Source organism: Collinsella aerofaciens, from assembly GCF_040926265.1.
GTDB classification, from domain to species: domain Bacteria; phylum Actinomycetota; class Coriobacteriia; order Coriobacteriales; family Coriobacteriaceae; genus Collinsella; species Collinsella aerofaciens_BB.
Map to the genome: position 1 here is coordinate 1 of NZ_JBCOIL010000008.1, position 20,120 is coordinate 20,120.

Here is a 20,120-nt window from a genome sequence, read left to right on the forward strand (position 1 = left end):
ACGAAAGGGCGCTGACCTTCTGGTCGCGCCCTTGAAGTTGAACGTCAGATTGTCCAAATGCGGCCCGCGCAGCGTCGGCCGGTCCGCCGTTCGGTAGAACGGCGGAACTAAATCAACTTGAAGCCCTTGCGCTTACCCACAGAAAGGGTGTCGCCCAGCTTGAGGGCGCTGGGATCGATGTTGTAGCTCTTGGGAGCCACGGCCTTGCCGTTGATCTTGACGCCACCGCCGTCGATATCGCGACGAGCCTGGCCGGCGCTCGCCGAAAGGCCCAAGTTCTTGAGCAGGCCGGCGAGGTAGATCTGGCCCTCGTCGTTGACGGTCAGCTCGACATGCTTCTCGGGGAAGTCGGCAAGCTGGCCCTCCTTGAACACGCGGTCGAACTCGGCCTGAGCCTCGTCTCCGGCGCCGGCGCCGTGGTAGGTGTCGCACAGGTCGCGGCCCAGAGCGCGCTTGAGCTCGTAGGGGTCGGCAGAACCATCGGCCAGGGCGGCGTCGATCTTGTCGACCTCGGCCGGGGTGAGCGAGCTGGCCAGACGATAGTACTTGCCGATCATCTCGTCGGGGATGGACATGGTCTTGCCGAACATATCCTTGGGAGCGTCGGTCAGGCCGATGTAGTTGCCATAGGACTTGGACATCTTGCGCACGCCATCGGTGCCCTCGAGCAGCGGCATGGTGAGCGCGATCTGCGGCTCCATGCCCATCTTCTCCATGAGCTCACGGCCAGCGAGCAGGTTGAAGAGCTGATCGGTGCCGCCCATCTCGACGTCGGCCTTGATCTGCACGGAGTCGAAAGCCTGCATCACGGGATACAGGAACTCATGCAGGGCGATCGGCGTCTGAGACTGGTAGCGCTTGGTAAAGTCGTCGCGCTCGAGGATGCGGGCGACGGTGAACTTGGAGCACACCTGCAGCAGACCGGCCAGATCCATCGAAAGGATCCAGTCACCGTTGTGCACGATGGTGGTCTTCTCGGGATCCAGGATCTTCATGGCCTGGCTCACGTAGGTCTCGGCATTGGCCTCGATCTGCTCCTGCGAAAGCTGCGGACGGGTGGAATTCTTGCCCGAAGGGTCGCCAATCAACGCGGTACCGTTGCCGATGATGAGGGTGACGTTGTGGCCCAGGTCCTGGAACTGACGCATCTTGCGCAGCGGCACGGCGTGGCCCAGGTGCAGGTCGGGGCTGGTGGGGTCGACGCCGAGCTTGATGTTGAGGGGCTCGCCCTTCTCAAGCTTCTTGCGAAGGTCGGCCTCGGGAACGATCTGCGCGGCGCCCGAGGTGATGATACGCATTTGCTCGTCAACAGACAGCATTGGGTATCCTCCTTTTGCTATAGCACCCTCGCCGAAAACGGCGGTGCTGGAAGTCCATAAACTCTCTTATGATAACAAACTGACGCGACGCAGCACCTACGACAGGAAAATCCTCGTCCTGCCGCATGCGTCAATGGCAACTGGCAGACGTGTACCGTCACGCTTGACCAGATAGCGTACCTGCCGACGACGCAAGCAGTCGCGGCAACGAACCTGTCCCGTCGCATCGGTGGCGCAGACGCCCTCGGCGGTCAGCAGGCAGTGCTCGCACACCATAAGCTCGGGACGGTCGGCGTCGACCGGACCCAAGACGCCGGGTTCAGCGGCCAGTTCGGCAATACGCTCCGCATCATTGCCGAGCAACTCCGCCGGCAAGCACACCCGCCCCGCACCGAGTCCGCGCAGCCAGGTAAGCGTGGCCCGATTCGCGCAGAACACCGGCGCCGCCACGTCAAACGTCACGCCCAGCTCGCGAGCGATCACCACCTGTCCCAGGTTGCGGCAGACGACGCGCCCGGCACGCTGTATCAGTGAGCGGGTCCAGTCAGCGTCACCCGTGCGGCACACCTCGTCAAGCACCACAACGGCGTCGGACAAATCAAGTTCTCCGCGCGGGTCGGCATCCATCAGCTGCCAAGCAAAAACCATGCGAGTGGGAACCGCGCACTCCACCAACTCCGTGGACGCACCGCCATCCACCGCAACGTCCTCAAAGGGCAGCACCTCAACGGCACGCGCAACGGGCGCAATCGCATCCGCCTCGGCCCGCATGCGCTCCAACACCGCCGCCGTCTGATCCAACACGCCGGCGCTGCGAATCAGGTACACCTCGCAGCCCGTGTCAACCTTACGCTTGCAATGCACGACGACGCGCTCCCCCGCTGCGGCATCCACCGGACAGGGCACCTGCGGCCAGCGCTTGGGCACATCGGGACGCGCGTCGGCACCCGGATAAAACCGGATCTCGAGCGTGTCACCCGCCGCCACGGCGGCGTCGAGCTCAACGGTCACCTCTTCGTGGCCCACAGCGACCAAGCGCCCCACGCGCACGCCCTGGTTAATCGCACGCTCAAAGCTCATCAGCTCGGCACCCGAACGCCCTCGCAGGTACGCATCGGTAAACCCACGGTTAAACGACCTTCCCAGCTCGCGCTCAAGCTCTTCCACGGCACCGGGGTCCCACGCGCCGTCGTACAGCATATCGAGTGCCCGGCGCCACACCCGCACCACGTTGAATACGTAATCGGGGTTCTTCATGCGCCCCTCGATCTTGAGCGACGCCACGCCGGCATCTACAAGCTCGGGCAGATGTGCAATACCCAGATAGTCGCGCGGGCACAGCAGGCGATCTCCCTCGACGGCGACAACGCTCTGCCCCGCCTCGTCCACCAGGTCGTACGCCAGACGGCACGGCTGCGTGCAGTCGCCGCGCATCGCCGAGCGCCCACGCCGCAGGGCCGAGAACTCGCACGCCCCCGAATAGCCGATGCAAATCGCACCGTGGCAGAATACCTCGATGGGCACGCCCGTGGCACATAGCGCCGCAATCTCGTCGACCGTCAGCTCGCGTGCCGTCGTCACGCGCTCGACCCCCAGCTCATCGGCGGCAAGTCGCACGGCGCCTTCGCTATGAACGCCCGCCTGCGTGGACAGGTGAATCTCGACCCCGGGAATCGCCGCGCGCAGCGCGCAGGCCAGCCCGGCATCGGCGACAATCAGAGCATCGGCGCCCAGCTCCAGTGCATGAGCTCCCAACGCCACCGCGTCGGACAACTCATCGTCAAACACGAACACGTTGAGCGTCACGTACACACGCACGCCATGGGCATGCGCCACGGCGCAGCCGCGCGCAAACTCGTCGTCGGTAAAACCGTGCGCACTCACACGGGCGTTAAAGCCGCCCAACCCCGCATAGATGGCATCGGCGCCCGCGGCGATGGCCGCAAACATCTGGTCGAGCCCGCCCGCCGGCGCCAGCAGCTCGGGCAGCGCCGCACCGGCAGCATCCAATCCAGTCTTGTGTTGTCCGCTCGGCCCCATCGCCCGAATCGCCATCGGCAAACTCCTTACCAAGGTATGCATTCACTCTGAAAAATGCCGTCTTCCAGCATACACGAGGCCTCGCGCGCCCCGTTTGGTTTATCGTGTAATAACTTATGTCCATCCTGCCCCGACGGCACATCCGCCGTCCGGCACGACATACCTGGAGGTCAATATATGGGTCCTCGCCAACGACAGGGACGCAGCCGTTCAAAGACGCATGCCCTGCCCATAATCCTGCTCTCGTTTTTGGGCTTTTTGCTGATTGCGGGCGTGGCATTTGGCATCGGCATGGTCGGCAACGTCAACCGCTGGCTGTCCGATCTGCCCGACTACACCGACGCCAACGCGTATCTGGTGAGCGAGCCCACCGAGATCGTCGACTGCAACGGCAACAAGATCGCGAGCTTCTACACGCAAAACCGCAAGTCCATCACCAAGGACAAGGTCTCCCCCTACGTGCTACAGGGCACCGTTGACGTCGAGGACGAGCGCTTCTACGAGCACGGCGGTATCGACCTGTGGGGTATCGCGCGTGCTGCGGTGGCAACCCTCGGCGGCGGGCACGAAGGCGCCTCGACTATCACCCAGCAGCTGGTGCGCAACACCATCCTGCAGGAGGAGCAGTTCGACTCGACCATCGAGCGTAAGGTGCGCGAGGCCTACATCGCCGTAAAGATGGAGGACATGTACTCCAAAGACGAGATCCTCATGATGTACCTCAACACCATCTATTACGGTCACGGCGCCTACGGTATTGAGGCCGCCGCCGAGACCTACCTGTCCAAGAGCGCCGCAGACCTCACCCTGAGCGAGGCCGCGCTGTTGATCGGCCTTCCCAACTCGCCCTCGCAGTACGACCCCACGGTCAACCCCGACCTGGCGCTGTCCCGTCGCAACAAGGTCCTCGACAACATGCTGCGCCTGGGCCACATTACGCAGGAGGAGCACGATGCCGCACAGGCCGAGCCCATCACCCTCAACGTGACCGAAATCTCGGGCAGCGGCGTTGACGTATACTCGCAGCCCTACTTTGTCGCCTATGTTAAGCAGCTGCTGGAGCAGGAGTTCTCGACCGACGTGCTCTTTAAGGGCGGCCTGACCGTCAAGACCACCATCGACCCCACGATGCAGCAGGTGGCAGAGAATGCCGTTCGCGAGCAGCTCGACACGCTCTCGCTCGACGGCCTGGACATGGGCATGGTCGTCGTCGACCCCAAGACCGGCTACATCAAGTGCATGGTGGGCGGCTACGATTACAACGCCGACGAGAACCACGTAAACCATGCCACGGCCAAGCGTCCCGTCGGCTCCACCTTTAAGGCCTTTACGCTGGCAACTGCCATCCAAAACGGCATGAACCCCAACGTCACCCTCAACTGCAACTCGCCGCTCAAGGCCAAGGGCACCACGACCGAGGTCCAAAACTACGCCAACCATAGCTATGGCAACATCACGCTTAAGCAGGCGACGGCATACTCCTCCAACACCGGCTACATCCAGGTGGCGGAAGCCGTCGGCAACAGCAAGATCATCTCGCTCGTCAAAAAGCTCGGCATCGATCCCGCCAAGGACAACATCGAGGACGTTCCCGTCATGACCCTCGGCACCGGCTCGATCTCGCCGCTCGAGATGGCCGCCGCCTACGCGACGTTTGCCAACGGCGGCTACTATCGCCAGCCGATCGCCATCACCGAGATTGACTCTCGTACCGGTTCGGTGCTGTACCAGCACACCGACAATCCCTCACAGGTACTTACCGAGGGCGAGGCCGCCGCGGTCACCGATGTTCTGTCCGGCGTCATGAAGGGCGGCGGTACGGGTGCTGCCGGCGCCCTGAGCGTCAACCAGCCCTATGCCGGCAAGACGGGCACCACCGACAACACCACCAACCTGTGGTTCTGCGGCTATACCCCGCAGCTGGCGTGCGCCCTGTGGACCGGCTATTCCGCGGGCGAGATTCCCATCCAAAAATACGGCACAGACCTGCTGGGCGACAGCACCAACCTGCCTGTCTTTAAGCGGTTTATGAACACCGTTCTGACCGGTACCGAGCGCGAGGAGTTTGCGACCGGAACGGCGCCCACCTACAAGAACAACAGCGTCTGGAAGTTCTACGGCACCAACAACACCAAGAAGACGGAGAACGACGACAAGGACGAGAACGAGGACGAAGAGGAAACCACCACAACGACTACCACGACGACCACGACCACCGAGACCACGGGCGGCGACACCACCGGCGGCACCGGTACGACCGGTGGCTCGACGGGCGGCTCCACTGGTGGTTCGACCGGCGGCGATGGCGGCACGCCTACGCCTACGCCTACGCCTACGCCTACGCCTACGCCTACACCCACTCCCGACCCCTCGCCCACGCCTGACGATACGGTTGGCTAGAAATTCATCCGGCCATTAGCAACAAGGCCCCCGAGCAGCTTATTAAAGTGCTCGGGGGCCTTTTAGTTTAAAGCGACCTGGTGGACGGCCTTTATACCGGCAAACAATATAGGGGGTACCGACCAACGTCGATACCCCCTTACAAGCCACCATGTCACGCACACAGTGCCGAGCGCACGACCCGCACGCCTACTTGCGAGAATTGCTCAGCTTATTGATCAGCGCCTCGAGACGCTCGCCGTCCTCGGCCGTCTGGGCAATAACCAAAATCGTATCGTTGCCGGCAAGCGAGCCAAGCACATCGGGCAACTCTGCCGCATCAACGGCGGCGGCGATGCCGGAAGCCGTACCAGGCTGAGCCTTGATCATAACCAGATTATCGGTGCGCAGAACGCCCGTTACGAGCTCGGAAACCATACGCTGCAGGTGCAGGTCCTCTGCCAGAACATAGATACCCTCGGGGAGCTTACGCAGCCCCATATCGGCAATATCGCGAGAGACAGTCGCCTGCGTGCAATCAAAGCCCATAGCGCGGAGCTCATCGACCAGCACGCGCTGCGTGCGGACGTCCTTATTGCGCACAATATCTCTAATGGCATCCTGGCGCCCATTGCGTTTTTTAGCCATACAAACCCTCTCTCCAAAAGATGGCGGAGACAATCAATCAGTGACTGAATAGTTTAACGCTATTTGAAGGCTTTTGTGTATAAGAACGCATTTCGAAACAATTCTATGCAAATTTGTTTCGAAATGAGCCGTTTAGGCGGTTTTTGCGCCCGTCCGGTTAAGAAAAGCTGCCAGATGCGTACACATCACGCAGCGCGCGGGCTTGGCGCTGGCGATCGGCCCAAACAACAAACCGAGTCCCCGATGGTTATCCTTGAGCGCGGCGACCATCTGACGGGTTCGAGGCGCCTCGAGCATATCACGCATGCGGGCGGAACGCTCGATTGACGACACTCCATGCGGGCTAAGACACAAATTCTCGATGCAGGCGACCAGTCCGGCAAAGTAGAACTTTTGGCTTGCCAGCTTGAGCCGACCACCGCTATCTGCTTCCGAGAGTGAGTCCGCAAGCTCGTCGAGCGCTCGAGTGTCATCGGATATCCTGGCATACATGGTGGGATCAAAGGCATCTGTAAGCTTAGGTGCCACCGCGTGGAAACAAGCGTCGCCGCAGCCGGACACGAATCGTGCCTGCGAGAGCGCATAAGCCATAAACTCAACCGTACGGTACGCCTTGCCGCGCGACAGGCATGCCTCAAACAGCGGACGGCTATACATCACGCCAGAGGTCTGAGCGACTAGGCCGCCCAAAATCAACTGGGGCAGCCCAGTCACCATAGAAGACTCGTCTTCTATGGCAATAGAGGCAGCATCCAAGACGCGCGAATGGCGTTCTCGATGTGCATCATAGCGGTCGAGCGACACCGTGGGGAACACTATGTCTGCCGCAGTATCGCACGCGATATCGACCATCTTGGAAAGGGACTGCGGAGCAAACCACTCATCGGCGTTCATAGCGATGATTTGAGAGCCGCGCGAGACAGCAAAACCGGCACGAAGGCAAGCGCCGCGCTTCGCGTCCTCGACGTCAATCAAATCAATATGGATGTCCCTGTCGGCAGCAACTTGAAGCGAATGGCGCACACCGGGCGCAGCATCGCGGCAAACAACGACAATCTGCAAATCGTAGAGGTCTTGGTTCTGGATACTCTCGAGCGCACGCATCGCATAGCTGGGCGAACCTTCTACCACAAGGATCACCGAAAGTCGCGGATGCGAGCCACGTCGAACCAAGTTATCCGTCCTCTCGACAGCAATGAATCAAACCGTGGTTCATGGTACACCCCGGCAATAAAAGCAATGAGACACCGGTTGTATTGCACGCCAAGAACAGATGTTGCACACGCGCAGCCCACAGATAATGGGTGTCGACGCACGACGCGTCGAGCCCTCCCCTAGTCGAGCACGACGAGCTCGGCGGGATCGTAATCCACGCCCATAAACGTAAGGCCGCAGGCAGGAGCCGTGGGGCCCGCAGCGGTACGGTCGCAAGCATCGATGACCTCGCGCATCCACTCGGGTTCACGGCGATGCATGCCAATCGCGACAAGCGTGCCAACGATCGTACGGACCATCGAATGCAGAAACGCATTGCCCTCGATGGTAAACGTCAGGATGTCCTCGCCAAACGCAACCTCATGGCCAAACTCGGCGCGCATTACGCAGCGGTGCGTAGGTTTGCCCACGGCAGAAGCAACCTTGCAAAAGCTTTTAAAGTCCTGCTCGCCCAGCAGCGCGGGGCAGGCAGCAGACATAGCCTCAACATCCAAGGGATAGCGATGCCACCACACCGCACCGCGGGACAGCACGGGGCGCGCATCCCGATCGGCAATACGGTACGTATACGTACGGGAACGCGCGTCAAAACGTGCAGAAAAGCCTTTACGGGCCTTGTAGACCTCGTTGATGGCGATATCTTTGGGCAGCAGGGCATCCATAGCCCGCAGCCACCTACGGCGCGTTAGGGCGAGCTCAGCGTCCGTTACGGGCACGCTGACGTACTGAGCCACGGCATGCACGCCGGCATCGGTGCGACCCGCGCACGTCAGATCGATCGGACGGCGAAGCAGCGTCTCGATGGCTCGACGCAGCTCACCCGCAACCGTCGTCTGTCCCGGCTGCTCGGCAAAGCCGCTATAGGACGAGCCATCGTATGCCACGCGGAAAACGAGCGTGGCATCGAGCTCTGGAATCGAATTGAAATCAGACGGCGCGGTCATGGGCGCTCCCAACAAACAGGCAATGGCATTTCGACAAAAAAAGAGGGGTACGCGAACGTACCCCTCGAATATAGCCTATGCAGACGGATTGTCTACTCAGCGGTCTCCTCAGCAGGAGCCTCCTCGGCAGCCTCGACCTTCTTGGGAGCAGCGGCCTTCTTGGGGGCCGGAGCAGCCTTCTTGGCCTTAGGCGTGCAAGGCTCGGTGACGAGCTCCATGATAACGATGGGAGCGTTGTCGCCCTTGCGGTTACCGAGCTTCATGATGCGGGTATAACCGCCGTTGCGATCCTGCCACATACCCTGGGCAGCCTTGTCGAAGATCTCGGCAACGAGCTGCTTATCGCCGAGCTTGGCGATAGCCAGACGACGAGAGTGCAGGTCGCCCTTCTTGGCCCAAGTGATGATCGGATCGACGACCGAACGCAGCGCCTTAGCGCGGGTCTCGGTGGTCTTGATGCGGTCGTTCTCGAAGAGGGCCTTAGCAAGGCTCTTCTTCATGGCCTTGGTGTGGCTCGCATCGGTGCCGAGCTTCAGGCCCTTCTTAACGTTGTGACGCATGGTCTAGTTTCTCCTCAAATATGCGAAGCATTAAGCCTTCAGGCTCAGGCCCATGGACTCAAGCTTGTCCTTCACTTCCTCGATCGACTTAACACCGAAGTTACGGATGTTGAGCAGATCGTTCTCCGAGAACTCAACGAGCTGACGGACCGAGTGAATGCTGGCGCGCTTAAGGCAGTTGTAGGAACGGACGGAAAGGTCCAGATCCTCGATCTGCTTGTCCAGCTCGGCGTTGTCGTTGGTGACCTCGGGAGCGAAGATCGAAGCCTCCTCCTCGACCTCGGGGGTCTCGGCAAGGTTCATAAAGGCGGCCATATGCTGGTTGATGATATTGGCAGCCTGGACCACGGCGTCGCGCGGGGCGATGGAGCCGTTGGTCTCGATCTCGAGGACAAGGCGGTCGTAGTCGGTGTGCTGACCGACACGGCAAGCCTCAACGAGCTTGGCGCAACGGGAAACCGGCGAGTACAGCGAGTCGACGTGGATCACACCGATGGGATCGTTGTCGCGCTTGTTGGCCTCGCCAGAAACATAGCCGCGGCCATAGCCGATGCGCATGCTCATGGTGAGATGGCCACCCTCGGTGAGCGTAGCAATGTGCTGCTCGGGGTTGACCAGCTCAAACTCGGACGGAATAAAGAAGTCCGCACCGGTGACCTCGCAGGGGCCGTCAACCGAGATGGTGGCGGTCGCCTCGTCGGTCGTGCCGAGAGCCCTGAAGACAAGCCCCTTGACATTCAGGACGATGTCGGTGACATCCTCGACCATGTTAGGGATGGTCATGAACTCGTGCTGCGCACCATCGATCTGAATAGCCTCGACGGCGGCACCCTCGAGCGAGGACAGAAGAACGCGACGAAGGGAGTTACCCAGCGTATCGCCGTAACCACGCTCGAGCGGCTCGACGGAGACACGAGCAGACGTCTCGTTGATCTCTTCGACCTGAACCTGAGGCCTAATGAATTCTGACATGTATTACCTCCAGCCTCAGCAGCCCGGATGGACTACTTAGAGTAGAGCTCGACGATGAGCTGCTCGTTGATATCACCGCTGATCTGCTCACGCGTCGGCAGAGCGAGCACGTTACCAGACAGCTTCTCGATATCGACCTCGAGCCAGCCAGGGACCTCAAAGCGCTCGGAGGAAATCAGGGCCTCCTTGATGGGGAGGAGGTCACGGAACTTCTCGCCGACAGCGACGACGTCACCGGCCTTGACGCGGTAGGACGGGATGTCCACGCGCTTGCCGTTCACGGTGAAGTGACCGTGACGGACGGACTGACGAGCCTCTTTGCGGGTGCGGGCGAAGCCAAGACGGAAGACGACGTTGTCGAGGCGAGACTCAAGGATGATCATGAGGTTCTCACCGGTGACGCCGTTCATCTTGCGGGCCTTGTTGAAGTAGCCGTGGAACTGCTTCTCCAGAACGCCATAGATGAACTTGACCTTCTGCTTCTCGCGCAGCTGCATGCCGTACTCAGATTCCTTGCGACGGCGCTTGGGCTGACGGATAGATTCCTTCTTGCTGCTGTAACCGAGCTCAGCGGGATCGATCCCGAGCTGACGGCAGCGCTTAAGAACAGGAGTCCTGTCGATTGCCATATTGATACGATCCTTTCAGTTACACGCGGCGACGCTTCTTGGGGCGGCAGCCGTTGTGCGGAATGGGGGTCTTGTCCTGGATGCTCGAGACCTCGAGGCCAGCAGCCTGGAGGGAGCGGATGGCGGTCTCACGACCGGAGCCGGGGCCCTTGACGAAGACGGAAACCTTCTTCATACCGTGCTCCATGGCCTGCTTGGCAGCAGCCTCGGCAGCCATCTGGGCAGCGAACGGCGTGGACTTACGGGAGCCCTTGAAGCCCACCTGGCCAGCCGACTTCCAGGAAATGACGTTGCCCTGGGGATCGGTGATCGAAACGATCGTGTTGTTGAACGTAGAACGAATGTGAGCCTGGCCCACGGAAATGTTCTTACGGTCCGCGCGCTTCAGACGGGCAGCGCGAACGTTCTTCTTAGCAGTAGCCATCTATCTAGCGCTCCTTATTTCTTCTTCTTAGCACCGATCTGACGCTTCGGGCCCTTGCGGGTACGAGCGTTAGTGTGGGTGCGCTGGCCGCGGACCGGGAGGCCCTTGCGGTGACGAAGGCCGCGGTTGCAGCCGATGTCCATAAGGCGCTTGACGTTCTGGTTGCGCTCACGGCGGAGGTCGCCCTCAACCATGATCTGGTTCTTATCGATATAATCGCGGATGGCGTTAACCTCATCCTCGGTGAGGTCCTTAACGCGCGTATCCACGTTAACGTTGCACTCGACGCAAATCTTCGTCGCAGTGGTGCGGCCGATGCCGTAAATGTAGGTCAGACCGATCTCAACGCGCTTCTCACGCGGGAGGTCGACACCATTAATACGGGCCAACGTAGTCTCCTCTCTTAACCCTGACGCTGCTTATGACGGGGGTTCTCGCAAATGACGAGGACCTTGCCATGGCGCCTAATGATTTTGCACTTATCGCACATCTTCTTGACCGAAGGACGTACCTTCATCGTTCTTCCTTTCGGTAGCGCTCAAACTACTTCCCTACTATCTACTCGCCCAGCCGCAGGCGTTTAAAACTATGGCTGGTCTTCACACACAATCCGACCGTAGGTTGAGCTAAGCCTGCAGTCGGAAATGGAGTGCGTGTATGCGTGCCGCTATTTGTAGCGATAGGTGATGCGGCCGCGGGTCAGGTCGTACGGGGAAAGCTCCACGACAACCCTGTCACCGGGGAGAATACGGATGTAATTCATTCGGATCTTGCCAGAAATGTTGCACAGAACCGAATGACCGTTCTCGAGCTCGACCTTAAACATGGCATTGGGCAGCGGTTCCTTTACCGTACCCTCGAGCTCAATTGCGTCTTCCTTCTTCACAAGCAATCATCTTTCTCTAGAAAACGACAGCGATTGAGTATTCTACAACACGTATGCACGCATCGTAATAACTTCGTAATGGCTCCACAACTAAGTGGAACTTGTTACATTTGAAATGTAAAACAAAGCCGTTCCCTGATGCCCAAGATCGCCTTGAAATGAGAAGGCATAGACCTTGGGGTCATGCCTTCGAAATTGAAAGGCGAGGTTGGGCATCAGGGGGCGGCGACTTTTACATTTCTCCGCCTTGGAGCGAACACCAAGCACCTTGGGCATCCGTGGTGAGAATCACCGGGCCGTCATCGGTAATGGCGACGGTGTTCTCGTAGTGCGCGGCGGGCAGGTGGTCGTTGGTCGTAACAATCCAACCGTCGGAGCCCGTGCTCACATGGTTGGAACCCATCGTAACCATCGGCTCGATGGCAATGACCATGCCGGCCTGGAGGCGAACGCCTCTCCCCTTCTTTCCATAGTTAGGAACGTTGGGGTCCTCGTGCATCACGCGGCCAATGCCATGGCCCACATAGTCACGAAGCACGCCGTAACCGTGAGACTCGGCGAGAGACTGAACGGCATAACCAACATCCCCGATATGATTACCGGGAACAGCCTGCTCAATGGCAGCCTTAAGGCAATCACGCGTAACCTCGCACAGGGCCTTGGCCTCGGGCGTGGGGGTGCCGACGAAAAACGTCCAAGCGTTATCGCCGACCCAACCGTCGACAACGGCTCCCGTATCGATGGAGATGATATCGCCATCGCGCAGGATCATGTCGGGGTTGGGAATACCGTGGACCACGGCATCGTTGATCGATGCGCAAATGGTCCCCGGGAACCCGCCGTAGCCCTTAAAGGCCGGGGTGCCGCCATGCATGCGGATAATCTGCTCCGCGAGCTGATCGAGCTCAAAGGTGGAAACGCCGGGGCGCACCATGGCTCCAACGTGGCGGAGCGCCATCTTAGATAGCGCTCCTGCCTTCTTCATCTGCTCGATTTGCGTTGCAGACTTAATCTTGATCATAGACCGAGAGCCTCTTTGACATCCCCGTACACGGTCTCGCGAGCCTGGTCACCGTTGACCGACTTGAGCAGACCCTGGCCACGATAGTAGTCGACGAGCGGGCTCGTGGACTTCTCGTAGACGTCGAGACGGTTCTTGATGGTCTCGGGCTTGTCGTCGTCGCGCTGATACATCTCGCCGCCGCACTTGGGGCAGGTGGCATCGGCAGCAGTGCCGGTGTAACCGCAGGCGCGGCAGGTGCGACGCGAAGACAGACGATTGATGATGACCTCGGGGGCCACGTCGACCAGAAGGGCGCAGTCGATCTCGCGACCCATAGCGGAGAGCTCGGAATCGAGCGTCACAGCCTGGGCGGTGTTGCGCGGGAAGCCATCGAGGATGAAGCCCTGCTGGGCGTCATCGGCGGCAAGGCGCTCCTTGACAAGGTCGATCACGAGCTGGTCGGGAACGAGCTCGCCAGCGTCCATGTACTTCTTAGCCTGAATACCAAGCTCGGTGCCACCCTTGACGGCAGCACGCAGCAGGTCGCCCGTGGAAATGTGGGCGACGCCAAACTCGGCGACGAGCTCCTGTGCGACGGTACCCTTACCGGCACCCGGAGCTCCGAGCAATACGAGGTTCATGAGCAATCCTCCTCTAGCCTATTTAAAGAATCCATCGTAATCATACATCTTGATCTGGCCTTCGAGCTTATCGACCGTGTCGAGCACGACGCCGACCATGATGAGGATGGACGTGCCGCCAAATGCCTGGATCAGATGGTTACCCGTGAAGGAGAAGATGATCGAAGGCACGATGGCGATGAGCGCCAAAAAGACAGCGCTGGGAAGCGTGATCTTGTTGAGCGCGTTCTTGATGTAGGCCGCGGTAGCCCTACCCGGACGCACGCCCGGAATAAAGCCGCCCTGCTTCCTAAGGTTGTCGGCCGTGTCATCGGGGTTGAACACCATGGAGGTGTAGAAGTACGCGAAGAACACGATGAGGACAACATTAAGCACCCAGTTGAGCCAACCGGTCGAAAGCGCAGAGGCAACTGCCTGAATCCAGCCGATGCCGGGGAAGAACACGGCAATCTGAGCCGGGAAGTACAGCAGCGCCGAGGCGAAGATGATCGGCACGACACCCGCGGTGTTGACCTTGATGGGCAGGTAGGTGGTCTGGCCACCCATCATGCGACGGCCCACGACGCGCTTAGCGTAAGAGACCGGAATGCGGCGCTGGCCGCGCTCAAGGAAAACAATCAGCGGGATAACCAGCAGGATGATGGCGCAGATGATCACCATGGTGATGATGCCACCGGCATTGCCCTCGGTGCTGGAGAAGATAGCCTGCGGCAGACCGGCCATGATGTTCGCAAAGATGATCAGCGACATGCCATTGCCGATACCGCGCTGGGTGATGAGCTCACCAATCCACATGATCAGCATAGCGCCCGCAGTGAGCGTGCCGACGATCATGAGGTCGAAGATGATCTCGGGAGCGCCGGCACCATTAAAGCTGATGCCGAAGCTCTTAAAGAGGAAGAGGTAACCCACGGAGTTGAGGATTGCCAGAGCCAGGGTGAGGTAACGCGAATACTGCGTAATCTTGGTCTGACCGACCTCGCCCTCGCGGGCAAGCTCATGCAGGGAAGGCACAACGGCCTGGAGCATCTGGAGGATGATCGAGCTGGTGATGTAAGGCATGATGCCCAGCGAAAACACCGACACATAGCTCAACGCGCCGCCAGAGAAAAGATTCAGGAGGGCCATAGCACCTGCGGCGACCGAATTGTTATCGGTCGAGAAAAGGCCCAGCATCCCCTGGAAGGGAATGCCGGGCACAGGAACGTGCGCACCAATGCGGTACACGACGAGCATAGCTATGGTAAAAAGAATCTTTTCGCGCAATTCTTTGATGCGGAAAGCATTCTTAAGACCATTTAGCACGGCAGCTCGACCTTTCCGCCGGCGGCCTCGATCTTGGCCTGCGCAGAAGCGCTGACCTTGTCGACCTTGACCGTGAACTTCTTGGTGAGCTCACCATTGCCGAGCACCTTGACGGGCTCGAACTCGCTCTTGGTGATGCGAGCGGCCTTAAGAGCGGCACCGTCGATCACAGCGCCATCCTCGAACTTACGCTCGAGACGCTCAACGTTAACGGCGGTGTACTCGATACGACGGGGGTTGCGGAAACCCGGAAGCTTGGGCAGGCGCATAGCCAGCGGAGTCTGGCCACCCTCGAAGCCGGCACCCTTGGTGCCGCCAGAGCGGGAACCCTGGCCCTTCTGGCCGCGGCCAGAAGTGGTGCCGTGACCCGAAGAATTGCCACGGCCGACGCGCTTGCGGTTCTTGGTGGAACCGGGCGCGGGAGTAAGATCGTGAAGCTGCATTTGCTACTCCTCTACAATCTCGACAAGGTGCTTGACCTTGAAGATCATGCCGCGGACGGACTCGTTGTCAGCAATCTCGCGAACCTCGCGGATCCTGTGGAGACCGAGGGCACGGACAGTACGGACCTGGTCCTGCTTGCAACCGTTGGTGCTGCGGACCTGCTTGATCTTGATGGTGTCAGCCATGCTTAGTTCTCCTTACCGACGAACATCTCGGAGACCGTCAGGCCACGGCGAGCCGCGACGTCCTCAGGGCTGGAGAGCTCCTTGAGGCCCTCGACGGCAGCCTTGATGATGTTGAGGCCGTTGTCGGTACCGAGGGACTTGGACAGGACGTTCTTGATGCCAGCAAGCTCAAAGAGGGGACGCACAGCGCCGCCGGCGATAACGCCGGTACCCTCGACAGCGGGCTTGATGATGATGCGGCCGGCACCAAAGTGGCCGAGAACCTCGTGCGGGATGGTGCCCTGCTCGGTCACCGGCACGTGGAACATGTTCTTCTTGGCATCGAGAGACGCCTTGGAGATGGCCATGGGCACCTCAGCGGACTTGCCCATGCCAACGCCGACGTTGCCCTTGCCGTCGCCAACGACGACGAGAGCGACGAGGCTCATGCGACGACCACCCTTGACGGTCTTCGACACGCGGTTGATGTAAACGACGCGCTCCTCGAACTCGGAGGCCTCGCGCTGCTGCTTCTGATTACGAGCCATGTGCTACATACCTCCTAGAACTCGAGACCGGCGGCACGAGCACCGTCGGCGAGGGCCTTGACGCGGCCATGGTAGATACGGCCACCGCGATCGAAGGCGACCTTGGTGATGCCGGCCTCGATGGCGCGCTTGCCAACGAGCTGACCGACCTTCTCCGCAGCCTCCTTGTTCGAGGTGTGGGTGCCCTTGAACTCGGCCTCGAGGGTCGAGGCAGAGACGAGAGTCAGGCTGGAGCCCTTGCTGTCGTCGATGATTTGGGCATAGATGTTGGCGTTAGTACGGGTCACGCGAAGACGCGGACGCTCGGAGGTACCCGAGACCTTGCCGCGAACACGACGCTGACGACGCTTGAGGCCTTCCAGCTTCGCCTTATGCTTGTTCATACGTAAACTCCTAAAAAGGTTGATCTTGCCAGCACCTGACAGGGTGCTGGTCTTATGCGAGTGAGTCGGTTACGACTACTTGGCGGCCTTACCCAGCTTGCGGCGGATGTGCTCGCCAACGTAGTGGATACCCTTGCCCTTGTAAGGCTCGGGAGGACGATGGCCGCGGATCTCAGCGGCGATCTGACCGACCTGCTGCTTGTTGATACCCTTGACGTTCACGTGGGTGTTGTCGGGAACCTCGAAGGTGATGCCCTCGGGAGCCTCGACGATCACGGGGTGCGAGAAGCCCAGGGAGAACTCGAGGTTCTTGCCCTTCTGCTGCACGCGGTAACCGACGCCGGCGAGCTCGAGCTTCTTCTCGAAGCCCTCGGAAACGCCAACAACCATGTTGTGGATGAGGGCGCGGGTGAGGCCGTGGCGGGCACGGGTCTCACGCTCGTCGTCGGGACGGGAAACGGTGAGGACGTTGTCCTCGACGTTGATAGCGAGCTTCTCAAAGACATCGAGCTCGAGCTGGCCCTTGGGGCCCTTGACGACAACGTTGTTGCCGTTGACTGCCACTTCGACTCCGGCGGGAATCTGGACAGGCTTATTACCGATACGAGACACGGTGATCTCCTTTCCTTCTACCTACCGAGCGAATTACCAGACGTAAGCGATGATCTCGCCGCCGACGTTGTGCTTGCGAGCATCGCGGTCGGTCATGACGCCATGGCTGGTGGAAATAATAGCGGTACCAAGGCCACCGCGGACGCGGGGCATGTCGGCAACGCCGGTGTACTTACGCAGGCCCGGCTTGGAAATGCGGCGGATGCCGTTGATGACCTTAGCCTTCTTGGGACCATACTTAAGCGTGATGTGCAGAGTCTTCTGGGGAACGGTGTCCTCGACATCGTAGCCCTCGATGTAGCCCTCCTCGTGCAGAACACGAGCGATCTCGACGAGCTTCTTGCTGCTCGGCATGGAGACCGTGGCCTTGTTCACAGAGTTAGCGTTACGGATGCGCGTAAGCATATCTGCGATCGGGTCTGTAAGGTTCATACAGATTCTCCTTCGTTCTTGATGAACACGTGCTCTTGGTTCTTCGCCGCCCTTAACGGCAAAGCCTTTTTAGCGCGTTTTCCCTGTTCCAAACTGATGCTTGAAACGCTGGTAGTGACTTACCAGCTGGCCTTCTTAACGCCGGGAAGCTCGCCCTTGAGTGCAAGCTCGCGGAAGCAGACACGGCACAGGCCGAACTTGCGGTACACAGAGTGCGGACGGCCGCAGCGCTGGCAGCGCGTGTACTCACGAGTAGAGAACTTCTGCTTGCGATTGCACTTGACGATCATCGATGTCTTAGCCACTTATATCCTCCTCACATAGAGTATTGTTCGCCCCAAGCGCCGCCCCCTTGTGGGAACGGCGCTTATAGGGCAGGTGAACCTATTTCTTGAACGGGAAACCGAAGGCGTCCAGAAGGGCCTTGGCCTCCTCATCGGTGTTGGCGGTGGTCACGAAAGTGATGTCCATACCACGCTGGTGATCGACGGAGTCGAAGTCGATCTCGGGGAAGATGAGCTGCTCGGTGACGCCCATGGAGAAGTTACCACGGCCGTCGAAGCTCTTGGCGGAGATACCGCGGAAGTCGCGGATACGAGGGATCGCGACGGAGGTCAGACGATCGAAGAACTCCCACATACGGTCGCCACGCAGGGTAACCTTGCAGCCGATCGGCATACCAGCGCGCAGGCGGAAGGTAGCGATGGACTTGCGGGCACGGGTGATCATCGGCTGCTGGCCGGTGATGGCGCGCAGGTCGCGCACGGCACCGTCGATGGCCTTGGAATCGGTAGCGGCCTCGCCGACGCCCATGTTCACGACGATCTTCTCAAACTTGGGGATCATCATGACGTTCTCGTACTGGAACTTGTCCTGAAGCTGCTGCTTGACCTCGTTGTTGTACTTGGTCTTCAGACGCGGCACATACTTCTCTTCTGCCATTGTTCACTCCTTCTTGGGGTTTTAAGCACGGGGCGTGGCCACGATGGGTTGTCCTCGTGCCTCCTGGCTGCATCCGCGCCGCTCATGGCATTTCGCGGTTTGGACTCGACGCAGCAGGAGCCGACAAAACAATCGGTACTATACGCGCATCGGGAGCGTATTTCCAGAAAAACCTCGTCTGCCTGCACAACTCCACAACTCCCCCGCACAAATGGGTCCCAAAAAGCAGTTGCGGTGAAATAGGGACTGTTGGGCGGCCTAACAGGCATAAACAATCCCTATTTCACCGCAACTTATATATGGGGCGTTATTTTTGGCGAGGCAGGACCAGGTTGAGGACGACGGCGACAAGTGCGGCGACGGCAATGGAGGAACCACCAAAGACGGTGCCGACCCAGGCGGGGAATCCAGCGCCGGCAAGCGCGCCGGCCGTGCGCTCAATGCCCGTGCCAAAGGCGATAGAGAGACCCATGAGTGTGGTATCACGCTGAGACAGGCCGTGGCGGGCAAACATGACCACACCGTTCATGCCGATGGTAGCGAACACGCCAATGGTGGCGCCGCCGATTACCGGCTGCGGAATGGACGTGAGCACTGCCGCACACTTGGGCAGCAGGCCTGCGATGAGCAAAATAGCCGCCGCAAGCGTAAAGACCATGCGGTTGACGACCTTGTTCTCGGCGATAATGCCTACATTCTGGCCAAACGTAGCCGTGGGGACGCCGCCCAAAAAGCCCGAGAGCATGCCGACCAGACCGCTGGCGATCAGACCGCCCGAGATCTGGCCATCGGTCGCAGGGGTATCCAGCGCGGCGGACGACACGGCGGCAAACTCACCCATAACCTGCACGGCGTTAACAATGGCGACGACGCCCACGACGGCACACGCTGCCGGATCGAACACCAGACGATGGGCGCCAAGTGCCGGCGGAGCAAACCAGCTGGCGGTCGCGATGGCCGAGAAATCGACCATGCCCAGCACCGCAGCCAAAACAAAGCCCGCGCAGATGCCGGCCAGGATGCTGCCCAGCCTAAGCGCGCCCTTACCGTAGTTGCCGGCCATAAAGGTGACGACAAACGTCACAAGCGCGACGGCCCAGTTGGTGACACTGCCGAAATCGGCCGCGCCCTCCCCGCCCGCCATGGAGGCAACTGCCACCGGGCATAGCGACAGGCCAATGACAAAGATGACGGTGCCGAGCACCGGGGCCGGGAACAGAAAACTCAAGCGCCTAAACAGCAGGCCGAAGAGCACGACGAGCGCGCCGCCGATTACCTGGGCGCCCAGCACGGCCTCAAAGCCAAGCTCAAGACCGACTGCCTTGAGCGCCGGCACGAAGGTAAAGCTCGCACCCATTACAATGGGCAGGCCCGAACCGACGACGCCCTTTATGGGGAACTGTTGAAGGAAAATGTCGAGCGCCGAGAGAACCAGCGATGCCTGGATGACGGCGGCCTCCTCTTGAGGGGTAAAGCCGCAGACCGACGCGATGATAATGGCGGGCGTGACGATACCCGCGAACGCCGCCAGCACATGTTGCAATGCATGGGGCAATACCTGCACAAACGATACTTTTCCCGTACGCTCGAACAGGGCATCCCCTGCTGCCGACTCTGCCATTTGCGCCTC

25 protein-coding genes are annotated in these 20,120 nt (G+C 60.0%); 1 reads left to right on the forward strand and 24 read right to left on the reverse strand.

The window, feature by feature from the left end:
* Nucleotides 1–107: 107 nt before the first annotated feature.
* Together tyrS and AB5767_RS03485 are read right to left on the reverse strand one after the other, a co-directional pair.
* A complete protein-coding gene (tyrS, locus tag AB5767_RS03480) occupies nucleotides 108–1,319 on the reverse strand; it encodes a tyrosine--tRNA ligase (RefSeq protein WP_195503621.1) in 1,212 nt (403 codons plus the stop codon).
* A 96-nt stretch (nucleotides 1,320–1,415) separates the two neighbouring features.
* Nucleotides 1,416–3,374: a U32 family peptidase gene (locus tag AB5767_RS03485; RefSeq protein WP_368131305.1), complete on the reverse strand. Its 1,959-nt coding sequence runs from the start codon at nucleotides 3,372–3,374 to the stop codon at nucleotides 1,416–1,418.
* A 162-nt stretch (nucleotides 3,375–3,536) separates the two neighbouring features.
* Here AB5767_RS03485 and AB5767_RS03490 point away from each other — a divergent pair, with 162 nt between their 5' ends.
* Entirely contained in the window at nucleotides 3,537–5,759 is a 2,223-nt protein-coding gene (locus tag AB5767_RS03490) for a transglycosylase domain-containing protein (protein ID WP_368131304.1), read from the forward strand.
* A gap of 189 nt (nucleotides 5,760–5,948) precedes the next feature.
* Here the strand turns inward: AB5767_RS03490 and AB5767_RS03495 are convergent, their stop codons facing one another.
* From AB5767_RS03495 to AB5767_RS03600, 22 genes are all read right to left on the reverse strand, one after another.
* Nucleotides 5,949–6,386, reverse strand: coding sequence for an arginine repressor (locus AB5767_RS03495; RefSeq protein WP_006235280.1), 438 nt, complete (start codon nucleotides 6,384–6,386; stop codon nucleotides 5,949–5,951).
* Between the two features lie 132 nt (nucleotides 6,387–6,518).
* Nucleotides 6,519–7,517, reverse strand: coding sequence for a glycosyltransferase family 2 protein (locus AB5767_RS03500; protein ID WP_138375096.1), 999 nt, complete (start codon nucleotides 7,515–7,517; stop codon nucleotides 6,519–6,521).
* Between the two features lie 203 nt (nucleotides 7,518–7,720).
* The gene (truA, locus tag AB5767_RS03505) at nucleotides 7,721–8,545 is read right to left on the reverse strand and encodes a tRNA pseudouridine(38-40) synthase TruA (protein WP_368131303.1); all 825 of its coding nucleotides are present in this window, start codon (nucleotides 8,543–8,545) and stop codon (nucleotides 7,721–7,723) included.
* A 92-nt stretch (nucleotides 8,546–8,637) separates the two neighbouring features.
* On the reverse strand, nucleotides 8,638–9,105 hold the full coding sequence (gene rplQ / locus AB5767_RS03510; protein WP_055287451.1) for a 50S ribosomal protein L17: 468 nt from the start codon (nucleotides 9,103–9,105) through the stop codon (nucleotides 8,638–8,640).
* A 30-nt stretch (nucleotides 9,106–9,135) separates the two neighbouring features.
* Nucleotides 9,136–10,077 carry a DNA-directed RNA polymerase subunit alpha gene (locus AB5767_RS03515; RefSeq protein WP_006235276.1) on the reverse strand — a complete coding sequence of 314 codons (942 nt, stop codon included), beginning with the start codon at nucleotides 10,075–10,077 and terminating at the stop codon, nucleotides 9,136–9,138.
* Nucleotides 10,078–10,109: 32 nt separating this feature from the next.
* The gene (gene rpsD, locus AB5767_RS03520; RefSeq protein WP_006235275.1) at nucleotides 10,110–10,706 is read right to left on the reverse strand and encodes a 30S ribosomal protein S4; all 597 of its coding nucleotides are present in this window, start codon (nucleotides 10,704–10,706) and stop codon (nucleotides 10,110–10,112) included.
* A gap of 19 nt (nucleotides 10,707–10,725) precedes the next feature.
* Nucleotides 10,726–11,130, reverse strand: a complete 405-nt coding sequence (rpsK, locus tag AB5767_RS03525) for a 30S ribosomal protein S11 (RefSeq protein ID WP_006235274.1) — start codon at nucleotides 11,128–11,130, stop codon at nucleotides 10,726–10,728.
* A gap of 14 nt (nucleotides 11,131–11,144) precedes the next feature.
* The gene (gene rpsM, locus AB5767_RS03530) at nucleotides 11,145–11,519 is read right to left on the reverse strand and encodes a 30S ribosomal protein S13 (protein WP_022094275.1); all 375 of its coding nucleotides are present in this window, start codon (nucleotides 11,517–11,519) and stop codon (nucleotides 11,145–11,147) included.
* 14 nt (nucleotides 11,520–11,533) lie between these two features.
* Nucleotides 11,534–11,647: a 50S ribosomal protein L36 gene (gene rpmJ, locus AB5767_RS03535; protein WP_006363204.1), complete on the reverse strand. Its 114-nt coding sequence runs from the start codon at nucleotides 11,645–11,647 to the stop codon at nucleotides 11,534–11,536.
* A 150-nt stretch (nucleotides 11,648–11,797) separates the two neighbouring features.
* On the reverse strand, nucleotides 11,798–12,016 hold the full coding sequence (gene infA / locus AB5767_RS03540; protein ID WP_035137443.1) for a translation initiation factor IF-1: 219 nt from the start codon (nucleotides 12,014–12,016) through the stop codon (nucleotides 11,798–11,800).
* A 232-nt stretch (nucleotides 12,017–12,248) separates the two neighbouring features.
* On the reverse strand, nucleotides 12,249–13,037 hold the full coding sequence (map, locus tag AB5767_RS03545) for a type I methionyl aminopeptidase (RefSeq protein ID WP_271737717.1): 789 nt from the start codon (nucleotides 13,035–13,037) through the stop codon (nucleotides 12,249–12,251).
* Nucleotides 13,034–13,660 carry an adenylate kinase gene (locus AB5767_RS03550; protein WP_368132412.1) on the reverse strand — a complete coding sequence of 209 codons (627 nt, stop codon included), beginning with the start codon at nucleotides 13,658–13,660 and terminating at the stop codon, nucleotides 13,034–13,036. Before AB5767_RS03550 ends, map begins: the two co-directional genes overlap by 4 nt.
* Before the next feature lie 18 nt (nucleotides 13,661–13,678).
* Complete coding sequence (gene secY, locus AB5767_RS03555; RefSeq protein ID WP_368132411.1) at nucleotides 13,679–14,965, reverse strand: preprotein translocase subunit SecY; 1,287 nt, start codon at nucleotides 14,963–14,965, stop codon at nucleotides 13,679–13,681.
* Nucleotides 14,959–15,408, reverse strand: a complete 450-nt coding sequence (gene rplO, locus AB5767_RS03560) for a 50S ribosomal protein L15 (RefSeq protein ID WP_006235267.1) — start codon at nucleotides 15,406–15,408, stop codon at nucleotides 14,959–14,961. Before rplO ends, secY begins: the two co-directional genes overlap by 7 nt.
* Before the next feature lie 3 nt (nucleotides 15,409–15,411).
* The gene (gene rpmD / locus AB5767_RS03565) at nucleotides 15,412–15,594 is read right to left on the reverse strand and encodes a 50S ribosomal protein L30 (protein WP_006235266.1); all 183 of its coding nucleotides are present in this window, start codon (nucleotides 15,592–15,594) and stop codon (nucleotides 15,412–15,414) included.
* Nucleotides 15,595–15,596: 2 nt separating this feature from the next.
* Nucleotides 15,597–16,121, reverse strand: a complete 525-nt coding sequence (rpsE, locus tag AB5767_RS03570; RefSeq protein WP_006235265.1) for a 30S ribosomal protein S5 — start codon at nucleotides 16,119–16,121, stop codon at nucleotides 15,597–15,599.
* Nucleotides 16,122–16,135: 14 nt separating this feature from the next.
* Nucleotides 16,136–16,504, reverse strand: coding sequence for a 50S ribosomal protein L18 (gene rplR / locus AB5767_RS03575; protein WP_006235264.1), 369 nt, complete (start codon nucleotides 16,502–16,504; stop codon nucleotides 16,136–16,138).
* Nucleotides 16,505–16,579: 75 nt separating this feature from the next.
* Nucleotides 16,580–17,116, reverse strand: coding sequence for a 50S ribosomal protein L6 (gene rplF / locus AB5767_RS03580; protein WP_006235263.1), 537 nt, complete (start codon nucleotides 17,114–17,116; stop codon nucleotides 16,580–16,582).
* A 33-nt stretch (nucleotides 17,117–17,149) separates the two neighbouring features.
* Complete coding sequence (rpsH, locus tag AB5767_RS03585; protein ID WP_006235262.1) at nucleotides 17,150–17,548, reverse strand: 30S ribosomal protein S8; 399 nt, start codon at nucleotides 17,546–17,548, stop codon at nucleotides 17,150–17,152.
* A gap of 119 nt (nucleotides 17,549–17,667) precedes the next feature.
* Nucleotides 17,668–17,853 (reverse strand): type Z 30S ribosomal protein S14, encoded by a 186-nt coding sequence (locus AB5767_RS03590; RefSeq protein ID WP_022094280.1) that lies wholly within the window; start codon nucleotides 17,851–17,853, stop codon nucleotides 17,668–17,670.
* 79 nt (nucleotides 17,854–17,932) lie between these two features.
* On the reverse strand, nucleotides 17,933–18,490 hold the full coding sequence (gene rplE, locus AB5767_RS03595) for a 50S ribosomal protein L5 (protein WP_006235260.1): 558 nt from the start codon (nucleotides 18,488–18,490) through the stop codon (nucleotides 17,933–17,935).
* 307 nt (nucleotides 18,491–18,797) lie between these two features.
* On the reverse strand, nucleotides 18,798–20,111 hold the full coding sequence (locus AB5767_RS03600) for a uracil-xanthine permease family protein (RefSeq protein WP_368132410.1): 1,314 nt from the start codon (nucleotides 20,109–20,111) through the stop codon (nucleotides 18,798–18,800).
* Between the last annotated feature and the right edge of the window lie 9 nt (nucleotides 20,112–20,120).

Excerpts from the sequence above, each read along its gene's own strand:
- tyrS (WP_195503621.1), bottom strand. The coding sequence starts at position 1,319 with ATGCTGTCTGTTGACGAGCAAATGCGTATCATCACCTCGGGCGCCGCG.
- AB5767_RS03485 (WP_368131305.1), bottom strand. The coding sequence starts at position 3,374 with ATGGCGATTCGGGCGATGGGGCCGAGCGGACAACACAAGACTGGATTG.
- AB5767_RS03490 (WP_368131304.1), top strand. The coding sequence starts at position 3,537 with ATGGGTCCTCGCCAACGACAGGGACGCAGCCGTTCAAAGACGCATGCC.
- AB5767_RS03495 (WP_006235280.1), bottom strand. The coding sequence starts at position 6,386 with ATGGCTAAAAAACGCAATGGGCGCCAGGATGCCATTAGAGATATTGTG.
- truA (WP_368131303.1), bottom strand. The coding sequence starts at position 8,545 with ATGACCGCGCCGTCTGATTTCAATTCGATTCCAGAGCTCGATGCCACG.
- rplQ (WP_055287451.1), bottom strand. The coding sequence starts at position 9,105 with ATGCGTCACAACGTTAAGAAGGGCCTGAAGCTCGGCACCGATGCGAGC.
- AB5767_RS03515 (WP_006235276.1), bottom strand. The coding sequence starts at position 10,077 with ATGTCAGAATTCATTAGGCCTCAGGTTCAGGTCGAAGAGATCAACGAG.
- rpsD (WP_006235275.1), bottom strand. The coding sequence starts at position 10,706 with ATGGCAATCGACAGGACTCCTGTTCTTAAGCGCTGCCGTCAGCTCGGG.
- rpsK (WP_006235274.1), bottom strand. The coding sequence starts at position 11,130 with ATGGCTACTGCTAAGAAGAACGTTCGCGCTGCCCGTCTGAAGCGCGCG.
- rpmJ (WP_006363204.1), bottom strand. The coding sequence starts at position 11,647 with ATGAAGGTACGTCCTTCGGTCAAGAAGATGTGCGATAAGTGCAAAATC.
- map (WP_271737717.1), bottom strand. The coding sequence starts at position 13,037 with ATGATCAAGATTAAGTCTGCAACGCAAATCGAGCAGATGAAGAAGGCA.
- AB5767_RS03550 (WP_368132412.1), bottom strand. The coding sequence starts at position 13,660 with ATGAACCTCGTATTGCTCGGAGCTCCGGGTGCCGGTAAGGGTACCGTC.
- rplO (WP_006235267.1), bottom strand. The coding sequence starts at position 15,408 with ATGCAGCTTCACGATCTTACTCCCGCGCCCGGTTCCACCAAGAACCGC.
- rpmD (WP_006235266.1), bottom strand. The coding sequence starts at position 15,594 with ATGGCTGACACCATCAAGATCAAGCAGGTCCGCAGCACCAACGGTTGC.
- rpsE (WP_006235265.1), bottom strand. The coding sequence starts at position 16,121 with ATGGCTCGTAATCAGAAGCAGCAGCGCGAGGCCTCCGAGTTCGAGGAG.
- rplR (WP_006235264.1), bottom strand. The coding sequence starts at position 16,504 with ATGAACAAGCATAAGGCGAAGCTGGAAGGCCTCAAGCGTCGTCAGCGT.
- rpsH (WP_006235262.1), bottom strand. The coding sequence starts at position 17,548 with ATGAACCTTACAGACCCGATCGCAGATATGCTTACGCGCATCCGTAAC.
- rplE (WP_006235260.1), bottom strand. The coding sequence starts at position 18,490 with ATGGCAGAAGAGAAGTATGTGCCGCGTCTGAAGACCAAGTACAACAAC.
- AB5767_RS03600 (WP_368132410.1), bottom strand. The coding sequence starts at position 20,111 with ATGGCAGAGTCGGCAGCAGGGGATGCCCTGTTCGAGCGTACGGGAAAA.